Consider the following 18,152-nt stretch of genomic DNA (forward strand, 5'->3'; position numbering starts at 1 on the left):
TATGACACACATGTTTGAAGGTGTAGGCGTCGCATTAACAACGCCATTTGTAAATAATGAAGTAGATTATGATGCATTAAGACGACACGTTACATTCTTATTAGAAAATAATGCACAAGCGATTATTGTAAATGGAACTACAGCTGAAAGCTCTACACTAAACGATGAAGAGAAAGAACATGTTTTAGAAACAGTTGTGAATTTAGTTAACAAACAAGTTCCTGTGATTGCAGGTACAGGTACAAATAATACTGAAAAATCTATTCAAGCGTCTGTACGTGCACGTCAACTTGGTGCAGATGCAGTGATGCTAATTACACCTTATTACAATAAAACAAATCAACGTGGTTTAGTTCAACACTTTGAAACAATTGCGAATGCAGTTGAATTACCTGTTGTCTTATATAATGTACCTTCACGTACGAATATGACGATTGAACCAGAAACAGTTGAAACGTTAAGTCAAAATAAATATATTGTAGCGCTTAAAGATGCGACAAATGATTTGGATTATTTTGAAGAAGTTAAAAAACGTGTGAATCAAGATGAATTTGCCATTTATAGTGGTAATGACGACAATGTGGTTGATTTTTATCAACGTGGTGGTAATGGCGTGATTTCAGTTATTGCTAACGTCATTCCAAAAGCATTTCAACACTTATATGATGCTAAACAAGATGGGGACACATTGGCAAAGGCATTTGAACCGATTGGCCAATTATTAGACGCGTTATCAGTTGATGTTAATCCTATTCCAATTAAAGCATTAACGGCTTATGAAGGATTTGGAAGCTATGAATTACGTTTGCCTCTTGTACCACTTGAGGATAATGATCGTCAAACATTAGAGCAAGCTTACGAAACATTTAAAGCAGGTGAAAAATAATGAAGATCTTATTAATTGGCTATGGTGCTATGAACCAGCGTGTTGCTAGATTAGCTGAAGAAAAAGGCCACGAAATTGTCGGTGTTATTGAACCGATGAATAGTGATTCATCACCATACCAACAATTTGAACATATTGCAGATGCTAAAGAAGCAGATGTAGCAATTGATTTTTCTAATCCTAATTTATTATTACCCCTATTAGATGAATCATTTGAATTGCCATTAGTCGTTGCGACTACTGGTGAAAAAGAGAAAATCACACAAAAATTAGAAGCATTAGGTAAAAAGATGCCAGTATTTTTCAGTGCAAATATGAGTTATGGTGTTCATGCACTTACTAAAATTTTAGAAGCTGCAGTTCCCCTATTACAAGATTTTGATATTGAACTGACAGAAGCACATCATAATAAGAAAGTGGATGCGCCTAGTGGTACATTAGTGAAGTTATATGATGTTATAGAAGGATTACGTGATAAAACAACTCCAGTATATGATCGCCATGATAAAACTGAGAAACGTACACCAGACGAAATTGGCATCCATACAGTTCGTGGCGGTACGATTGTTGGAGAACATGATGTGTTATTTGCTGGAACAGATGAAACAATTACGATTTCACATAAAGCACAATCTAAAGACATTTTCGCGAATGGTGCAATTGGTGCAGCTGAAAAATTAATCAATAAAGAAAACGGTTTTTATACATTTGATAATTTATAAAATATAACTAAAGGAGCAAAATTATGGTACAACATTTATCAGCACAAGAAATTATTCAATATATTAGTGATGCAAAAAAATCAACGCCTTTAAAAGTTTATGTCAATGGTACATTTGATGGCGTCAACTTCCCCGAATCATTTAAAGTATTTGGTTCAGATCATTCTAAAGTGATCTTTTGTGAAGCGGATGATTGGAAACCATTTTATGAGTCGTATCAAAACAAATTTGAGGATATTGAAATTGAAATGGATCGTCGTAATTCAGCCATCCCATTAAAAGATTTAACAAATACGAATGCACGTATTGAACCAGGTGCTTTCATTCGTGAACAAGCTGTAATCGAAGATGGTGCTGTAGTCATGATGGGTGCAACAATTAACATTGGTGCTGTTGTTGGCGAAGGTACAATGGTAGATATGAATGCTACTCTAGGCGGTCGTGCGACAACTGGTAAAAATGTACATGTTGGTGCAGGATCAGTATTAGCTGGTGTAATCGAACCACCTAGTGCGTCACCTGTTGTCATTGAAGATAATGTGTTAATTGGTGCAAATGCAGTTATTTTAGAAGGTGTTCGAGTTGGTGAAGGTGCGATTGTAGCAGCTGGCGCTATTGTGACGCAAGATGTACCTGCAGGAGCAGTTGTTGCCGGGACACCTGCTAAAGTGATCAAGCAAACGTCTGAAGTCGAAGATTCTAAACGTGAAATTGTATCAGCATTACGCAAATTAAATGATTAAATTATTATAATAATACGGCAGTTGAAACAAAGGAGTGGCCTATGGTTTGAACTTGAACGTGAGTGTGTTTAACGCCCTACCGTTCAAATGATCACATTGCCTCTCCTCATTGTTTCGACTTTTTATTATCATGATATTTAATAGTATATATTTTGGGATTTTTATGGTGAAAGGAATGATAATGATGAATGAATTAGAATTTGTAACAACACACCGTCGACATTTACATCAGCATCCTGAATTAAGTTTACATGAATATGAAACTACTCAGTACATTACTAATTTCTTAACAGAATTAGGCGTACCATTTGAACGTCCATTGGAAACAGGTGCGATTGCATATCTTGAAGGTAATAGTCAGCATACTATCGCTTATAGAGCAGATATAGATGCATTACCCATTTTTGAAGAAAATGATGTAGAGTTTCGTAGCCAAAATGATAACGTGATGCATGCATGTGGCCATGATGGTCATACGACGGCACTGATGTTATTTGTTAAGCGTTGTAAAGCAATGGCAGATAAAGGTACTCTCCCTCACAATATTGTATTTATATTCCAACCTGCAGAAGAAACAGGTGGTGGTGCACATCGTCTTATAAAAGCCAAGGCTTTTGATAATTACCCTATTGAAGCTGTATTTGGTATTCACGTTAATCCTTTTTCTGATGAAGGCACAGTTGTCATTCGAGACGAAGAAATTACGGCAAGTGCGACAGAGTACCGATTCTATTTAACAGGACTATCTAGTCACGTTGCTGATAAAGAACAAGGTCATTCATGTGGCGAAGCCTTACAACACGTCTTAACACAAGTGGGTCAAATACAACAATTTCATTTGAATGGATTAAAACGAAATATAGTACATATGGGTCATTTTGAAGCTGGTGAAGCTATCAATACAGTACCAAGTAATGGCTATTTAGAAGGAACAATTCGTACATATGATGTCGATGATTTAACTATTGTAAAAAATCAAATGCAAAAAATTGCTGAAAGTGTATCATTATTATTTAATGTGACGTGTGAAGTAAAATTTGAGGAAGGCTATCCACCTACAATGAATAGTCCGAAATTACGCGAACCTGTTGAACAGGCACTTAAAAATGCAAATCTAGAAGTCATCGACAAACCAACACCATTCTTATTTGGTGAAGACTTTAGTTTCTATGGTCAATTATTAGCACCTGCTTACTTCGTCTTCGTTGGAACTCGCAATAAAGATAAAGGTTATGTGACAGGATTACATACGTCTCATTTAAATTTTGATGAAAAGGTATTAATAGACGTAGCCAATTATTATGAACAACTACTATTAAATTATAAAGAGGTGTAAGCATTGACAGCAATTTGGTCAGTCGATACAGAAGCATTTTATAACAATGCTAAGAAAGTGAAAAATCAACAACCCATTATGGCCGTTGTTAAAAATAACGCTTACCACTATGGCTTAGAATTTGCGGTAAAGCAATTTTTACGTGCAGGTATCAATACATTTAGTACGACGTCACTTAAAGAAGCGGTTCGTGTACGTGAATTAGCACCAGATGCAACGGTGTTTCTTATGAATGCGGTATATGATTTTGATACTGTACGTGATTATCATATTCATATGACCTTACCTTCTTTAAAGTATTATTACGAGCATAAAGAAGATTTACGAGATATTCATGTGCACTTAGAGTTTGAAAATTTACTGCATCGTTCTGGATTTAAAACACTAGAAGAGATTCAAGAGGTATTACAAGATCATCAACATAATAAGAACCCTAAACGCATGATTATTTCTGGTTTATGGACACATTTTGGTTATGCTGATGAATTTGGTGTAACTGAATATGATGTAGAACGTTCAGCCTGGTTGAATGTTTTACATACATTATTAAATGAAGGGTATCAATTCGACTATATACATTCTCAAAATAGTGCAAGCTATTATCGAGAAGGACAAGTCGTTCTCCCCCACCATACACATGCTAGAGTGGGTATTGCTTTATATGGTTCACGTCCATATAGTGGATTGAATGAATCATCCATTCAACAAGCATTGACTGTAAAAGCGAATGTCATACAAATTAGAGAAGTTCAAAATGGTGACTATTGTGGCTATAGTTGGGCATTTGAAACACAACATGACAATACTAAGCTTGCTGTGGTAGATGTTGGTTATGGTGACGGTATATTAAGAGCAAGAGCACAACATGAAGCATTGATAAACGGTAAGCGCTACCCTATTCGTGCCCTAATGATGAGCCATATGTTTGTAGAAGTTGATGAACACGTACATGCACAAGATCAAGTTGTATTATATAATGAAAGTATGCGCATTGATGAATATACCTTTAAGGGTGTGGGAGCAAATTCAGAACAACTGAGCGCTATGAATCACGATTCTCTTATAAAGGAGTACAGATAAAGATGACAGTAGAATATAACGAATACGGCGAATTAACAATGGGAGGTACAAGTCTTAAAACAGTTGCACAAAGTTTTGGTACCCCAACGATTGTTTATGATGAAGAACAAATACGAAATCAAATGCGTCGTTATCATAAAGCATTTCAACAAAGTGGATTAAAATATAATATTTCATATGCTTCTAAAGCATTTACTTGTATACAGATGGTTAAATTAGTCCAAGAGGAAGATTTACAACTCGATGTTGTATCTGAAGGAGAATTGTATACTGCATTAGAAGCTGGCTTTGATCCAAGTCGTATACACTTCCATGGTAATAATAAAACGAAGCATGAAATTAAATACGCTTTAGAAAATCATATTGGATATTTTGTCATAGATTCTTTAGAAGAAATCGATTTAATTGATCGATATGCAAGTGAAACAGTACAAGTAGTTTTAAGAGTTAACCCAGGTGTTGAAGCACATACACATGAATTTATCCAAACAGGACAAGAGGATAGTAAATTTGGCTTATCGATACGCTATGGCTTAGCTAATGAAGCAATTGATAAAATCAAACAAACTAACCATCTTCATTTAAAAGGTGTACATATTCATATTGGCTCACAAATTGAAGGAACAGAAGCATTTATTGAAACTGCAAAAATAGTTATGAATTGGTTAAATGATCAACAAATTCATGTTGATTTACTTAATCTTGGTGGTGGTTTTGGTATTAAATATGTTGAGGGAGATGTAAGCTTCCCTATTGAAAGCGGCATTGCTGAAATCACTGATGCAATCAAAAATGAAGCACAACAGTTAAATATGGAAACACCTGAAATAGGTATTGAACCCGGTCGTTCTATCGTTGGCGAAGCTGGAATAACATTGTATGAAGTGGGAACGATTAAAGAGATACCAGAAATTAATAAATACGTATCTATAGATGGTGGTATGAGTGATCATATTAGAACAGCACTTTATGATGCTAAGTATCAAGCTTTATTAGTAAATCGCCAAGAAGAAGCGGATGATACAGTTACTATTGCGGGTAAATTATGTGAGTCTGGTGATATTATCATTAAGAATGCAAAATTACCAAGTTCTGTACAACGTGGTGATTATTTAGCAATATTATCAACAGGTGCATATCATTATTCAATGGCATCTAATTATAATCAAATGCAAAAACCTTCAGTGTTCTTTATCAAAGATGGAAAAGCTCGTGAAGTGATTAAACGTCAATCATTAAGACAACTAATTATTAACGATACTAAATAATAAAAGTTAATCTCGTATGGCATTTTATAAGGCTATAACAATTAGTTTAATGGAACTCGTTGTTATAGCCATTTTTTTAATCTTGAGAGTTCATCTCTCTAAATGATGCTTTAGTATTTAAACATAAATAAAACGTGACTTAACACTGAGAGTTAAAAGTCACGTTTTTAATGATAGTCTAAAAAGTATCCTATATCATCACATAGCACATTGAATGAATCGCATAAAAAAACACCTTACATCTTGGTAAGGTGTTAGTTAATAAAGTCAATTAATTACAATCTATTTATTATAGTTTTACAACGTTCGCAGCTTGTGGTCCGCGGTCGCCTTCAACTACTTCAAATTCAACTGATTGACCTTCTTCTAATGATTTGTAACCATCTTGGTTAATTGCTGAGAAATGTACGAATACGTCGTTTTCTCCTTCAACTTCGATGAAGCCGAATCCTTTTTCAGCGTTAAACCATTTAACTGTACCTTGTTTCATAATCTGAAACCTCCAAGACTAAAATTCATTCAATATGCGTTATTCGCATATTACAAAAAATACATGACCTAATTACTCATAACGATAATAGCAAATATTTTTTGCAATATGGAATAAAACTATTGCTTACTTGATATTATAATTTAAATAATGCAAAATTGCAATACAATTATAGGAAATTATCATTTAAACTATTTTTGGAGGATTATAATAAACTTCATTATTTTTTAAAACAATAAAACTATAAAATATTTGTAAATCCTCATCACAATCTTCACAGAAATTTAAATCACAATTATTGTAAAATGCGTACATATTATATTTCCCCATTACGCAATTGTCGTAATATGCGTTACAATCTTTGATTAATTTACAGTATGCATCTAACATGTCTTCATATGTAGAAAACTCGGATTGTTTAACAATCTTCTCTGGCCAATCTTCAAACAACCACCAACCTTCATAGTCAGCTCTAATTTTTGCAACCGTCCACATATGTATCCCCTTCTTTTTAAAATTCTATATTGATAATTTTAACTGGTTGTATATCAAAATCAAGTTAGAAGACTCATACTTTTGACTGATAGACGATATAGCAAATATTAGTTTTTTTACGTCTTTATCCTTATAATAGTGATATGAGGTGATAATAATGGAACGTAAACATATACAAGTATTTGGCACAGTACAAGGTGTCGGCTTTAGATATTATACGCAGAGACTAGGCAATCAACATCACGTCGTAGGTACAGTGCAAAATGTTGAAGATTATGTTGATATATATGCTCAAGGAGAAAAAGACAATTTAGAATCATTTATAAATAGTGTTATTGAAGGTGCTTCTCCTGCCTCACATGTAACTAACTATCAGATAGAAGACTTAGATTTAGACGAATCATTAACTGATTTTAAAACAATTTAAATCAATACTAAAAAGGAAGATGGCAGTTGAGATATAATATTTCAAGAGTTTTGGGGACCATGGTAGGCATACCGGTAGCGATGATTGCTTGGATGGTAAGTATCTTTGGATTTGATTTGTCTTTTATCATAGACGGATTCATCGGTTTGGGAGGATTTGTCGTGTCTTACTTCCCTACTCAGCGCTTGACTTCACGTAAATATCTAAATGAAATAGGTTTAACTCGAAGAGAATATCGATATGTTAGAAGTCAATTAAACCAAGCCCAATCTAAAATACGTTTGATTTTCAAATCATTTATCAATATTCGTTCTATTAAAGATTTTAGACAGGTTAACGACATTTATAGAATCTCTCGCTCGATTTATATGAGTGTAAGACAACGTCCAGGAATGTTTTTTAAAGTAGAAGGATTCTTTTATTCGCATATTGATAATGCCTTGAATTTAGTAGATTCATATACGAGATTAACTAAAATGCCTAGAAAGTCTCCCGAAGAAAAGCAGAAATTAGAACAAACAAGAATTACATTAGACGAAGTCAAACGTACGTTAGTAGCAGATTTAAAACAACTCAATGAAGACGATTATGAACGATTAGATGTAGAAATGGAATTAAATAAATTAGAACAACAACGTCGAAAAAAATAATATAGATAAGGAGAGTAAATGGATATGGCAAATGAACATGAACGTACCCCATCACACCCTCTTGATCAATATATCAATCAACAATCTGAGCAACCGAATACGGTTGTTGAAGATTTTGAACATCAATTTACTGAAGCTGATCAAAAAAGGATTAATGAAATTAGTGAACAAATAAAACCACTTGATCACGATGGCTTATTATCTTTTGGTACCAACTTGCAACAAAATATGTCACAGTTTTCACATCAAATGTTGGATGATGTTCAATCGAAAGATATTGGACCTATTGGAGACTCATTAAACCAATTGATGAGTAAATTAAAATCTGTGAACCCTAATGATTTAGATCCTAATAAACAATCTAGGATAAAACGTATCTTTAGAAGAACCAAAGCTTCTATTAATGAGGTATTCTCTAGAATGCAATCAGTGAGTTCGCAGATTGATCGAATTACCATTCAATTGGAAAAACATAAAGGTAACTTAACGAAAGATATTGATTTATTAGATGGGTTATATGATCAAAATAAGCGATATTTTGATGATGTGACACTTTATATTGCAGCAGCACAACGTAAAAAGCAAGATATACAACAACATATCATTCCTGATTTACAGAAGAAAGCTGAAACAACAGGTAATCAAATGGATATTCAAGCAGTCGCAGACATGGAGCAATTTGTGGATCGATTAGAAAAGAGAATCTATGATTTACAACTTTCAAGACAAATTGCTATTCAAACTGCACCACAAATACGAATGATTCAAAATGTAAATCAGGCATTAGCTGAAAAAATTCAAAGTTCAATTCTAACAAGTATTCCATTATGGAAGAACCAAATGGCTATTGCGTTGACATTGATGCGACAACGTAATGCAGTATCAGCACAACGTGCAGTCACAGATACAACGAATGATTTATTAACTCAAAACGCATCAATGTTGAAACAAAATGCAATTGAAACGGCAACAGAAAATGAACGTGGTGTCGTCGATATTGAAACATTGAAACAAACACAAAGTGATATTATTGATACGATAGAACAAACATTACAAATTCAACATGAAGGTCGTCAAAAACGACAAGCTGCAGAAAAAGAATTATCTGGTCTTGAAAATGACTTGAAGCAACATTTATTATCAATGCGAAAAGAATCTTAAAAAAGCTTCCCTACTTACTTTAGGGAAGCTTTTTTATCTATTCTTTTTGATAAACGATAGGTTGTTGTTTGATAAATATACCAATAATGTATGCGATGATGGTAGTAATGACCGCAATTGGGAACCATTCTAATGAATAATCTTTTAGCCATAGATGATCCATGAAGCTCAGTTGTAACCATCCTTGTGTATGAATCACACTCAAGATAGATACAATAGCAACAACTATAACAGTGATTTGTTGTGTAATAGGTTTTGTCGGAATAAATCTTGCTATCAATATGAGTAACACAACTGTGATTGCCACAGGATAGATGACGCTAAGTACGGGTTGTGACATTGTAATCACAGCATTTAGACCTTGATTCGCAATAATAAAACTAATAATAGTAAAGATAATGACAAATGTTTTATACGAAATTTTAGGAATAATTCTGTGGAAATACTCACTTACAGCAACTATTAAACCACATGCAGTTGTTAGACAAGCTAATGCTACAATGATACCTAATAAATACTTACCGAAAGTTCCGAAGCCTGTAGATGCCATTGTCGTTAATAAAAATGTACCTACATTTTGATCTTTAGCAGCAAGTGATTTTAACTTGGCATCTGAAATATCAATGTGATTGCCGATAAATCCTAAAGAAATATAGATAAAGATTAACGCGACAGCAGCGGTTAAACCTGCCATTAAGGTTTGCTTAAATATCTTATCAGCATGATTGACACCTGTTGCCTTAATCGCATTCACTACAATCATTGAAAATGCAATAGCAGCAATAGCATCCATTGTTAAGTAACCTTGTGTAAACCCTTGAGAAAAACTACCAATATTACTGTTAAAAAGTTCTGTATTACCATGACTTGATGTATGGCCACTAAAATCGATAAACCCTTTAACAATCATTGCTAAAATAGTAATCAGTAATAGTGGCGTAAGTAATGAACCGATACGATCGACCATTTTATTTGGATTAATACATAAATATAATACGATAATAAAATAAATAAGTGTAAATATAAATAGAGCTAAATTGCCATTCGTATGTGCTATCGGTGTGACAGTCATTTCAAATGATGTTGAAGCTGTACGAGGTATAGCAAATAATGGTCCTATAGTTAAATAAATCACTATTAAAAATATTATCGAAAAAACTGGTGATATTTTATTAAATGCACCAATATAACCTTGTTTATCAAGTGCACCAACGACAACGCCAAGTAAAGGCAATCCTATACCAGTTAGTGCAAATGCGAGAATCGCAGGCCAAAAAAAGTGTCCACTATCTAAACCTAAGTTCGTTGGAAAGATTAAATTACCTGCACCAAAGAACATGGCAAAAAGTGTGAACCCTACAATCCATGTATTCTTGTTCATAATGCTGCTCCTTTGTCCTTAAATATGCAACATTAAACATTCTAGCATAGATATAATTCATAAGTCTATATAATTTCAGAAAATTTAAAAACTTAGTTGATTTAAATTTAGCAAATAGACATATTTTTAAAAAGATTTAAGTAATAGTTTTTTCAATAATGGTGATAACAAGCTTGGTAAATGTTCAACACCTTCAACAAATATAGAATACTCACCATAAATATTATGAATCGTCTGTTCAATATCTTCGGTAATTGGATCTTGACTCAAGAATACATTAAAGACTTCTATACCGAACTTACGGGCATTTTCAACAGCTTCATACGTATCTATGATGCCATCTTGACTATAATTATATGCAGAAGGTTCCCCATCAGAAAACACAATGAGAAATCGCTGATGATGACTGCGACGAATTAATCTATCACTCGCAATTCGAATGGCAACCCCATCGCGATTATCATCTTGTGGTTCTAAAGCCATGATACGCGGTCCATCTTTTTTCAATGTTGAATAGTCGTAATGGATAATCTCATCTATAATATTAGGTTGCCTCGTTTCATCTGAAACAAAGGCATCTTCGTTAAAGGCCAATATTTCATGTTTGACGTTCAATTCTTTTAACGTCTCGTGGAAGAGTACGACACCTTTAATCGTTTCATCCATTTTGTCATGCATGCTTGCTGAAGCATCGATTAATAATGTAAATGTAGCATCAAATGATTGGCTTAAATCTTGTTTTTTATAGAACAATTTATATTGATCATCTATAAACCAATTGATTAAATTCTTCTGTAGTCGACCTTTAGTGAGATTATGTCTCTCATCTTGATGTTCGCGTTCGATCGTCTTTTTAATAATTTGGATTAAATCCTTAATTTCAAATTGCACATCATTTTTAACATCTTCATAAGCTTGGATGTATTCAGGTAAAATATCAGGGACTTTCCATTTAATATCAACATTTTGGTTAATGCCTTCTAATGCAAAGGCGCTATTTTGTCCAATAAAGCCGCCTTCTTCACGATCTAGCGTGTTTTGTGACCCCTTACCTTTTTTAGTCATCATATCGGTCATATCATCGGATGAATCCCCTTCTCTAGCTGTATCATTGTCAGCCATCACTTCACTATTTTCACCCTCATGTAGTTCCATTTCGAGATAAGCGCCACCTTCAGAAGAACTATCAGCAGCTTTGGTTTCTGCTTCAGCTGTCACTGCATCATTTTCCTCTTGCGACTGATCTTTACCATCTGTATTAGCAGCATCTGTTCGTTTTAGATCTTCAAACAAGTCTTGTTGAATATTTTCATATAGATTTTTAGGAATATAGTAATATTCATTTAACATATCTTCTTTTAATAAATCATCTACTTGATATAATATGCGTTCAGCTAAATACATATTGTCTTCAGAACTTTGATTCTGAAAGAAGTTAGGCAAATATTGATACATATTAACTAAAACGTCATCAAATTTTGGATGGATGGATGGTATGTCATAGAAGTTTTGTTCAATAAAAGCATGCTCTAAATATAAAAATAATAAATCAGTATATAGTGTTTTAGTTTTATAAACATTAATTTGTGATTCAGTAAATGTAAGTCTTGTATTTAAACGTAAATCTATATATTTTATTGTGCTTGGACGTTGTAATTTAATCTCATTGAATATACGTATATCTTCTAATAGTTTGAAAAGTTGATGGAAAAATTTAGGGTGTTTAAATTCATTATTATGCAACACCTCATTAACGATATCTACATCCATCATTTGATAGCCATAGGCCGCTAACATAACATCTGTTTTGAGACCAGCAGCTTCAACTGCTTTTGGACGGTGAGACCAGAACCAACTTGTAATTAGTGTATTACTGAATGGATTATAATAAGGGAATTTTTGAATTTTAACTTGTGTTTGTTCGTTTTTTAATAGTAAACGAGCTAAGTCTTGTAACATCATTACTTGTTTAGCATCTAACTGTTCGTCGTTAAATTTAATGAAACGGTCGCTCATGATTATCCCTCTCTAAAAGTTAAGTTCTATTGCATTAATAATGGCTTGCTGTTCTCGTTCATCCTCAAGTTTATCTATAATTGTACGTTTAATGGCACGTTCGATTGGCATAACTGTTGCTAAGTCACTTAAATCAATGAGTGCACGTATACTTGCAGCTTCCTCTGAAATTTGACCTTGTTTGGTCATTGTACGTAAATCTTCGTTGAATTTAATGATTTTTTGGATAGTTGTATCATCTTGTAAACGACTTTGTTCTTTAATAACATGACTTAAAATATCGCCGTCGATATAATCCACTTGAATCACAACAAATCGGTTTTTAAGTGCTTCGTTCATTGGTAGCGTACCTACATAGCCTTCATTGATTGCGGCAATCACGTTAAAGCCAGGTTTTGCTTGAATGACTTCTCCAGTAAATGGATTAGTTATACGTCTGCGGTAATCTAACACACCATTTAAGATAGGCAATGTTTCCGGTTTAGCCATATTGATTTCATCAATATATAAAATATGTCCTTCTTTCATAGCTTTAATAACGGGCCCATCAATAAATACTATTTCTTGATGCCCTTGTTCATTTGTCTTAATCGTTTTAAATCCTAGTAGACTCTCTGCGTCTAAATCTACTGAACAGTTAACTTGATACATAGGCGTATTTACCACTTCACTTAATGTTTCTGCCAGTTTCGTTTTACCGGAACCTGTTGGCCCTTTTAATAAAATATTTTTATTTAAATCAAATAATGCTTTTGCATCATTAAAAACTGAAACGTCCGCATTTTTATATTGTGCTTGTACCATGATTAATATGCTCCTTTTTTATCAATATGAAAAAAGACTAAGACATGTGGGTTTGGGTTTCCAATTGTCTTAGTCTTGTTGACTGTTATCTTTATATACTTGTTTGATAGTCTAAACTGATTGCAACGATTTTAAACTTCTTTAAAGTATGTTTTGTAATAGCCACCAACTAAACCTGAATTATCGATGATTTGATAATATTCTTCAGTTTCATTAATGACATCATATTGTTTACCAACAGTTAGCATATCAGATACAGTGAACTTCTTCGCATCTGTATTTGTAACTTCTACTTTTTTAATTGGTGTACGCTCTTTCCATGTTTCGTGTAACATCTTTAATTCCCTACCTCTATAGTTATTTTAATAAGTTTATTTTTCCAGTGTATAAATGAATGAAATACCACTTTTTTCAGTAATACGTAATGAATCAGAATCATCTTGTTCTAACGTTTGATAAGGTATACCTATGTCATCTAACGTTTGTTTAGCGTTTTCAAATTCCGACTTATTTTGAGTGGAAAATTCTATTTGTTCAACCATACCTACATCTTCATTATTGATTTCTGTCTCTGCTTCATATAGATGCAATTCACCACCAAGACCACCTTCTCCAATTTTAAATACTTGGATGGCTTGTGTTGAATCTTCATATGGATGATATTCTGCAAATATATTTAATCCAAATACATTTGTAAGGATAGATGCTGTGATAGGCAATTCATTCACCTTAAGAATCACAGGGCCTAAGCCTTGAATTTGATGTAGCGGATTGACAGTACTTTCAAATGATGGCATACCTAATGGAACGCCTGTGTTATGTTCATTTGAATAGATATCAAATAATTGTTGATTATGATCATTGAAGTTAAAGTGCTTATTACCATTGAGTTCAGTAATTGAGCTATAAGACATTTGATGATTGGTAAAAATAGATTGATATTCATCTAGACCTGAGTCTGATGGAGTTCTTAATCCAACGCTATCGATATGTAAGTTTTGATAATTGCTTTTAGGTACTTCAACAAAATGTATACGAGTACCAGGACTTAAATTGGCATCGCCAAATCTTAAAGCATTTTCACCCTTTTTAGATGAATTAAAACCTAATATATTTTCAAATAAATCTTTAGTTTTAGATAGGTCACTAGTACCTAACGTGACACTTCTAAGTCCGCTCATTTACTGACACCCCTAATCATTTATCGTTACATTATTATTATAACGTATTTTTACGATGATTTATATGATGAACTATTACGATGATGGATCATATGAATGGATAAAAGTTTAAATTGTATTGTGAAAAGTTTGGTTGTAATTAATTTTTCAAAATTAAGTTAAAATTCATTTTGGTATTGTTGTCAAAGTGTATTAAAATATAATTATAGAGATAAAGTAAGGAGGCATACACATGTCTACGATGTGGATAGTATTTGCAATTACTGTTTTAATCGCTGCTTATTCAGGTATACAAGTTTTTACGAATTTACAGAATAAGCAAAAGCCTAATTTTAAATATTTCTTAATTGCATTTATTGTATTTATTATTTTAGCAATTATAGAGATTATCGTCTTATACTAAAAGTTACCCTATAGTTTTAAATGTTAAAACATAGAAATAGCCAGTAAATGATGTTTATATTGACCCATTTACTGGCTTTTTTAGACTATTTAAGCAAGTGTTTATAAATATTCTGATTTAGAAAATAAATAATACAACCCGATTATAAAAATAATGATATAACTCAAAATCCATACAGTAATAAGTAAGAATTGAATTGAAATCAATTGATTTAATGGATATTGATATATTTGAATGAGCTCACCTACTGGTGGTATGAGCCATAATATATATTTGGTCACTGGTAGGCTTATTACTAAAGTGTGTCGCATTATAGATATTAAAAGAATTAAAATCAATAATAACCAACTATACTTTCTCGACATGACGTTTTGAATACAAATAAAGGTACCGATTAATACTCCGAAGATGACAACAATCACATGTATATGTATTGCAAGAGTCATATGTACGATAGACACTTTTTCTGAAAAGCGATTGAAAATGATTGGATAAAGTATTGAAAAAATGATTAAAGGTATTAATGTTAAAAAACTAAAATATAACTTATGTGTCAGATAATTGAGTTTAGAATTAAATTGTATAAATAACAACTGTCGTTCTTTATTATTTTCTAATTGATATATATTAATCGTTAACCATGCCGACACAGATAATAACACAATAGTTGAAGATGCGTAGCTCGATAAAATGGACTGCCCACTATAAACATAAAGCATAGCTATCCAAATCATATAAACGATATAAGGAGGTATAAATGTGTAAGATCTTATTAATTTTTTAAATTGATAGTTTGTAAAACGCATCAGTCGCCCTCCTCGTTAATAACAGCATCGATAGTTACGTTAGCAATAATTAACTTTTTCAAAACAACGTTGGTCTCTTCTACAGGGACTTTTAATTTGATGTACGATTGCGTAGTCGTATTTTTTGAAATAGTAATGTCATATTTCATTTTAAAATAATAGATTAAATCTTCCATATCTTCTATATTTTCTATGATGAAACTCACTATTTTATATTCTGACAATGTAGATGTCATTTCTTTAAAGTCTTGGTTTTCAAGATCAAAGGTATGAGTGATAATGTCATGATAAATACGTGAATCATGAGAAGTTAATATGATAGTTGCTTTATTTTTTAATAACTTAAGTTGGGAAAGTAAATAAGCTAATGATGATTGATCCAGTCCATTAAACGGTTCATCAAATAAGTATACATCTGCCTTTGTAGTTAGGCATTGAATCAGATTTACCTTTTGTTGTGTTCCTTTAGAGCAATTTTTTATCCTGTGTGATAGAAATGGTTCAAGTTGCATTTTTGAAATCATATCGTTTAACGCTTGATCATTGATTGGTATATGATTGAGTTGTCGAATAAAGGATAGGTACTCTCCTACAGTTAAATTTAAATCATTGGGCAGATAATCAGGTGCATAACTGATACGGCCGTTAACTTTAATATTACCTGTTGTGGGACGAATAAGTTTTGCTAACAATTGTAATGTGATTGTCTTGCCGGTACCATTGTGTCCTTGTATGTGTGTGATACTATATTTTGGAATGGTTATCGATAGGTCATTTATAATTTCTTTATGATTGATTGATTTTGATATGTGATTTGCAATAATTGCCTCGGTTGTCATCAAAATCCCCCCAATTAAAATACATTTACGTTCATCTTTGAAGTAAGCGTATCATGCATTTTATTAAAATTATATACTACTAAAGTATTATTTAATACATAAAGAACCAACGGTGATTCATATCACCGTTGGTTCTTAAATTATATTCAACGTTAGTCGTTTGAATTAAGATTCTAATAATAAATCTTCAGGATTTTCAATTAGGTCTTTGATTGTTTTTAAGAATCCTACTGCTTCTTTACCATCAATAATTCTGTGGTCATAGCTTAATGCGATGTACATCATTGGACGGTTTTCGATAGTATCTTTGTCAATTGCAATTGGACGAGTAATGATTGAGTGCATACCTAAGATAGCAGCTTGACTACCATTGATAATTGGTGTACTCATCATTGAACCGAAGATACCACCATTTGTAATTGTGAATGAACCGTTAACCATGTCATCTAAGCCTAATTTTTTGTCGCGAGCTTTGACAGCTAGATTAGCGATTTCTTGTTCGATTTCAGCAAAGTTTTTCTTATCGCAATCTCTTACGAATGGTACTAATAAACCATCGTCAGTAGATACAGCAATACCGATATCATAGTATTGTTTAGTAATCATGTCTTCGCCATCAATTTCAGCATTGACTTCTGGATATTTTTTAAGTGCAGCAACTGCAGCTTTAGTGAAGAATGACATGAAACCTAATTTAGTACCATCATGATCTTTGATGAATTGTTCTTTTTTACGTTTACGTAAATCCATAACGTTTGTCATATCAACTTCATTGAAAGTTGTTAACATAGCTGTATTATTAGATACTTCTAATAATTTTTTAGCAGCAGTTTTCTTTCTACGTGACATTTTTTCACGAATAACTGGTTTAGATGGTTTGTCACTAGATTTTTTAACTTCATTACCAGAAGGTTTGTTGTCATTTTGTGATGATTGTTTAGCTTGATTCTGACTGTTGTTTACATCTTCTTTTCTAACAACATCATTTGATTTTCCAGCAACTTCACTTAAGTCAACACCGTTAGCGCGAGCATGGCGACGAGCTGAAGGTGTTGCTTTCACACGTTGGTTATTAGCTGAATCATCTTGAGATTGATCTGATGATTGAGTATCGTTTGATGGTTGAGAAGTTTCTTTAGATTGTTGATCATCTTTATTAGTTTCATCATTACTTTGTGGAGTTTGATTATCTGATGAACCACTTGATGCATTACCACTGCCTTCACCAACAACTGCGATAGCTTGACCTACTTCAACTGTATCGCCTTCATTAGCAAGTTGTTCTGATAAAACACCTGCTTCTTCTGATACAACTTCTACGTTAACTTTATCTGTTTCTAATTCAAGAATAGCTTCGCCTTTATCTACGCTATCTCCAACATTTTTTAACCACTCTGCAATGGTACCTTCTGTAATTGATTCTGCTAATTCTGGAACTTTAACCTCTGGCATTTTGAATTTCCC

Annotated in this window: 20 protein-coding genes; 10 read left to right on the plus strand and 10 right to left on the minus strand. The window is 32.9% G+C overall.

What is annotated here, in order from left to right:
• Position 1 precedes the first annotated feature (1 nt).
• The 6 genes from dapA to lysA all read left to right on the plus strand — a co-directional run bounded on the left by dapA (position 2) and on the right by lysA (position 6,035).
• A complete protein-coding gene (dapA, locus tag ACJQQZ_RS04115) occupies positions 2 to 886 on the plus strand; it encodes a 4-hydroxy-tetrahydrodipicolinate synthase (RefSeq protein WP_124228311.1) in 885 nt (294 codons plus the stop codon).
• Positions 886 to 1,608 carry a 4-hydroxy-tetrahydrodipicolinate reductase gene (gene dapB / locus ACJQQZ_RS04120; protein ID WP_002451357.1) on the plus strand — a complete coding sequence of 241 codons (723 nt, stop codon included), beginning with the start codon at positions 886 to 888 and terminating at the stop codon, positions 1,606 to 1,608. Before dapA ends, dapB begins: the two co-directional genes overlap by 1 nt.
• Positions 1,609 to 1,631: 23 nt before the next feature.
• On the plus strand, positions 1,632 to 2,351 hold the full coding sequence (gene dapD / locus ACJQQZ_RS04125) for a 2,3,4,5-tetrahydropyridine-2,6-dicarboxylate N-acetyltransferase (protein ID WP_002451358.1): 720 nt from the start codon (positions 1,632 to 1,634) through the stop codon (positions 2,349 to 2,351).
• 184 nt (positions 2,352 to 2,535) lie between these two features.
• Complete coding sequence (locus ACJQQZ_RS04130; protein WP_037552151.1) at positions 2,536 to 3,687, plus strand: amidohydrolase; 1,152 nt, start codon at positions 2,536 to 2,538, stop codon at positions 3,685 to 3,687.
• Positions 3,688 to 3,690: 3 nt separating this feature from the next.
• A complete protein-coding gene (locus ACJQQZ_RS04135; protein ID WP_124228310.1) occupies positions 3,691 to 4,767 on the plus strand; it encodes an alanine racemase in 1,077 nt (358 codons plus the stop codon).
• Between the two features lie 2 nt (positions 4,768 to 4,769).
• The gene (gene lysA, locus ACJQQZ_RS04140) at positions 4,770 to 6,035 is read left to right on the plus strand and encodes a diaminopimelate decarboxylase (protein WP_075778799.1); all 1,266 of its coding nucleotides are present in this window, start codon (positions 4,770 to 4,772) and stop codon (positions 6,033 to 6,035) included.
• Between the two features lie 289 nt (positions 6,036 to 6,324).
• Here lysA and cspA read toward each other — a convergent pair whose 3' ends face one another.
• Together cspA and msaA are read right to left on the minus strand one after the other, a co-directional pair.
• Positions 6,325 to 6,525: a cold shock protein CspA gene (cspA, locus tag ACJQQZ_RS04145; RefSeq protein ID WP_002433901.1), complete on the minus strand. Its 201-nt coding sequence runs from the start codon at positions 6,523 to 6,525 to the stop codon at positions 6,325 to 6,327.
• Positions 6,526 to 6,711: 186 nt separating this feature from the next.
• Entirely contained in the window at positions 6,712 to 7,020 is a 309-nt protein-coding gene (gene msaA, locus ACJQQZ_RS04150; protein ID WP_145505267.1) for a regulatory protein MsaA, read from the minus strand.
• A 157-nt stretch (positions 7,021 to 7,177) separates the two neighbouring features.
• On the opposite strand from msaA, the gene ACJQQZ_RS04155 reads away from it, so the two are divergent.
• Genes ACJQQZ_RS04155 through ACJQQZ_RS04165 form a run of 3 tightly spaced genes read left to right on the plus strand, consistent with a single transcriptional unit; the run spans position 7,178 to position 9,258 of the window.
• Positions 7,178 to 7,447: an acylphosphatase gene (locus ACJQQZ_RS04155; protein ID WP_002451363.1), complete on the plus strand. Its 270-nt coding sequence runs from the start codon at positions 7,178 to 7,180 to the stop codon at positions 7,445 to 7,447.
• A gap of 26 nt (positions 7,448 to 7,473) precedes the next feature.
• Positions 7,474 to 8,097 (plus strand): 5-bromo-4-chloroindolyl phosphate hydrolysis family protein, encoded by a 624-nt coding sequence (locus ACJQQZ_RS04160; RefSeq protein WP_049423448.1) that lies wholly within the window; start codon positions 7,474 to 7,476, stop codon positions 8,095 to 8,097.
• 24 nt (positions 8,098 to 8,121) lie between these two features.
• The gene (locus tag ACJQQZ_RS04165; RefSeq protein WP_049423509.1) at positions 8,122 to 9,258 is read left to right on the plus strand and encodes a toxic anion resistance protein; all 1,137 of its coding nucleotides are present in this window, start codon (positions 8,122 to 8,124) and stop codon (positions 9,256 to 9,258) included.
• Between the two features lie 37 nt (positions 9,259 to 9,295).
• On the opposite strand, the gene brnQ3 is transcribed toward ACJQQZ_RS04165, so the two are convergent.
• The 5 genes from brnQ3 to ACJQQZ_RS04190 all read right to left on the minus strand — a co-directional run bounded on the left by brnQ3 (position 9,296) and on the right by ACJQQZ_RS04190 (position 14,640).
• Positions 9,296 to 10,639 carry a branched-chain amino acid-like transporter carrier protein BrnQ3 gene (gene brnQ3 / locus ACJQQZ_RS04170; protein WP_124228309.1) on the minus strand — a complete coding sequence of 448 codons (1,344 nt, stop codon included), beginning with the start codon at positions 10,637 to 10,639 and terminating at the stop codon, positions 9,296 to 9,298.
• 126 nt (positions 10,640 to 10,765) lie between these two features.
• The gene (locus ACJQQZ_RS04175) at positions 10,766 to 12,655 is read right to left on the minus strand and encodes a vWA domain-containing protein (protein WP_124228308.1); all 1,890 of its coding nucleotides are present in this window, start codon (positions 12,653 to 12,655) and stop codon (positions 10,766 to 10,768) included.
• Between the two features lie 12 nt (positions 12,656 to 12,667).
• Positions 12,668 to 13,459: an ATP-binding protein gene (locus tag ACJQQZ_RS04180; protein WP_002451190.1), complete on the minus strand. Its 792-nt coding sequence runs from the start codon at positions 13,457 to 13,459 to the stop codon at positions 12,668 to 12,670.
• 131 nt (positions 13,460 to 13,590) lie between these two features.
• Positions 13,591 to 13,794 carry a DUF6501 family protein gene (locus ACJQQZ_RS04185; RefSeq protein WP_002451189.1) on the minus strand — a complete coding sequence of 68 codons (204 nt, stop codon included), beginning with the start codon at positions 13,792 to 13,794 and terminating at the stop codon, positions 13,591 to 13,593.
• Positions 13,795 to 13,830: 36 nt separating this feature from the next.
• Positions 13,831 to 14,640, minus strand: a complete 810-nt coding sequence (locus ACJQQZ_RS04190; protein ID WP_049423440.1) for a VOC family protein — start codon at positions 14,638 to 14,640, stop codon at positions 13,831 to 13,833.
• A 232-nt stretch (positions 14,641 to 14,872) separates the two neighbouring features.
• Between ACJQQZ_RS04190 and ACJQQZ_RS04195 the strand changes: the two genes are divergently transcribed.
• Entirely contained in the window at positions 14,873 to 15,043 is a 171-nt protein-coding gene (locus ACJQQZ_RS04195; RefSeq protein ID WP_002451187.1) for a hypothetical protein, read from the plus strand.
• A 101-nt stretch (positions 15,044 to 15,144) separates the two neighbouring features.
• Here ACJQQZ_RS04195 and ACJQQZ_RS04200 read toward each other — a convergent pair whose 3' ends face one another.
• From ACJQQZ_RS04200 to sucB, 3 genes are all read right to left on the minus strand, one after another.
• A complete protein-coding gene (locus tag ACJQQZ_RS04200) occupies positions 15,145 to 15,849 on the minus strand; it encodes a hypothetical protein (protein ID WP_049423436.1) in 705 nt (234 codons plus the stop codon).
• Positions 15,849 to 16,688, minus strand: a complete 840-nt coding sequence (locus ACJQQZ_RS04205) for an ABC transporter ATP-binding protein (RefSeq protein ID WP_124228307.1) — start codon at positions 16,686 to 16,688, stop codon at positions 15,849 to 15,851. Before ACJQQZ_RS04205 ends, ACJQQZ_RS04200 begins: the two co-directional genes overlap by 1 nt.
• Positions 16,689 to 16,853: 165 nt before the next feature.
• Positions 16,854 to 18,140 (minus strand): dihydrolipoyllysine-residue succinyltransferase, encoded by a 1,287-nt coding sequence (sucB, locus tag ACJQQZ_RS04210; protein ID WP_124228306.1) that lies wholly within the window; start codon positions 18,138 to 18,140, stop codon positions 16,854 to 16,856.
• Between the last annotated feature and the right edge of the window lie 12 nt (positions 18,141 to 18,152).

Origin of the sequence: Staphylococcus sp. KUGN1 (genome assembly GCF_045984185.1) — a bacterium.
GTDB lineage: Bacteria > Bacillota > Bacilli > Staphylococcales > Staphylococcaceae > Staphylococcus > Staphylococcus warneri_A.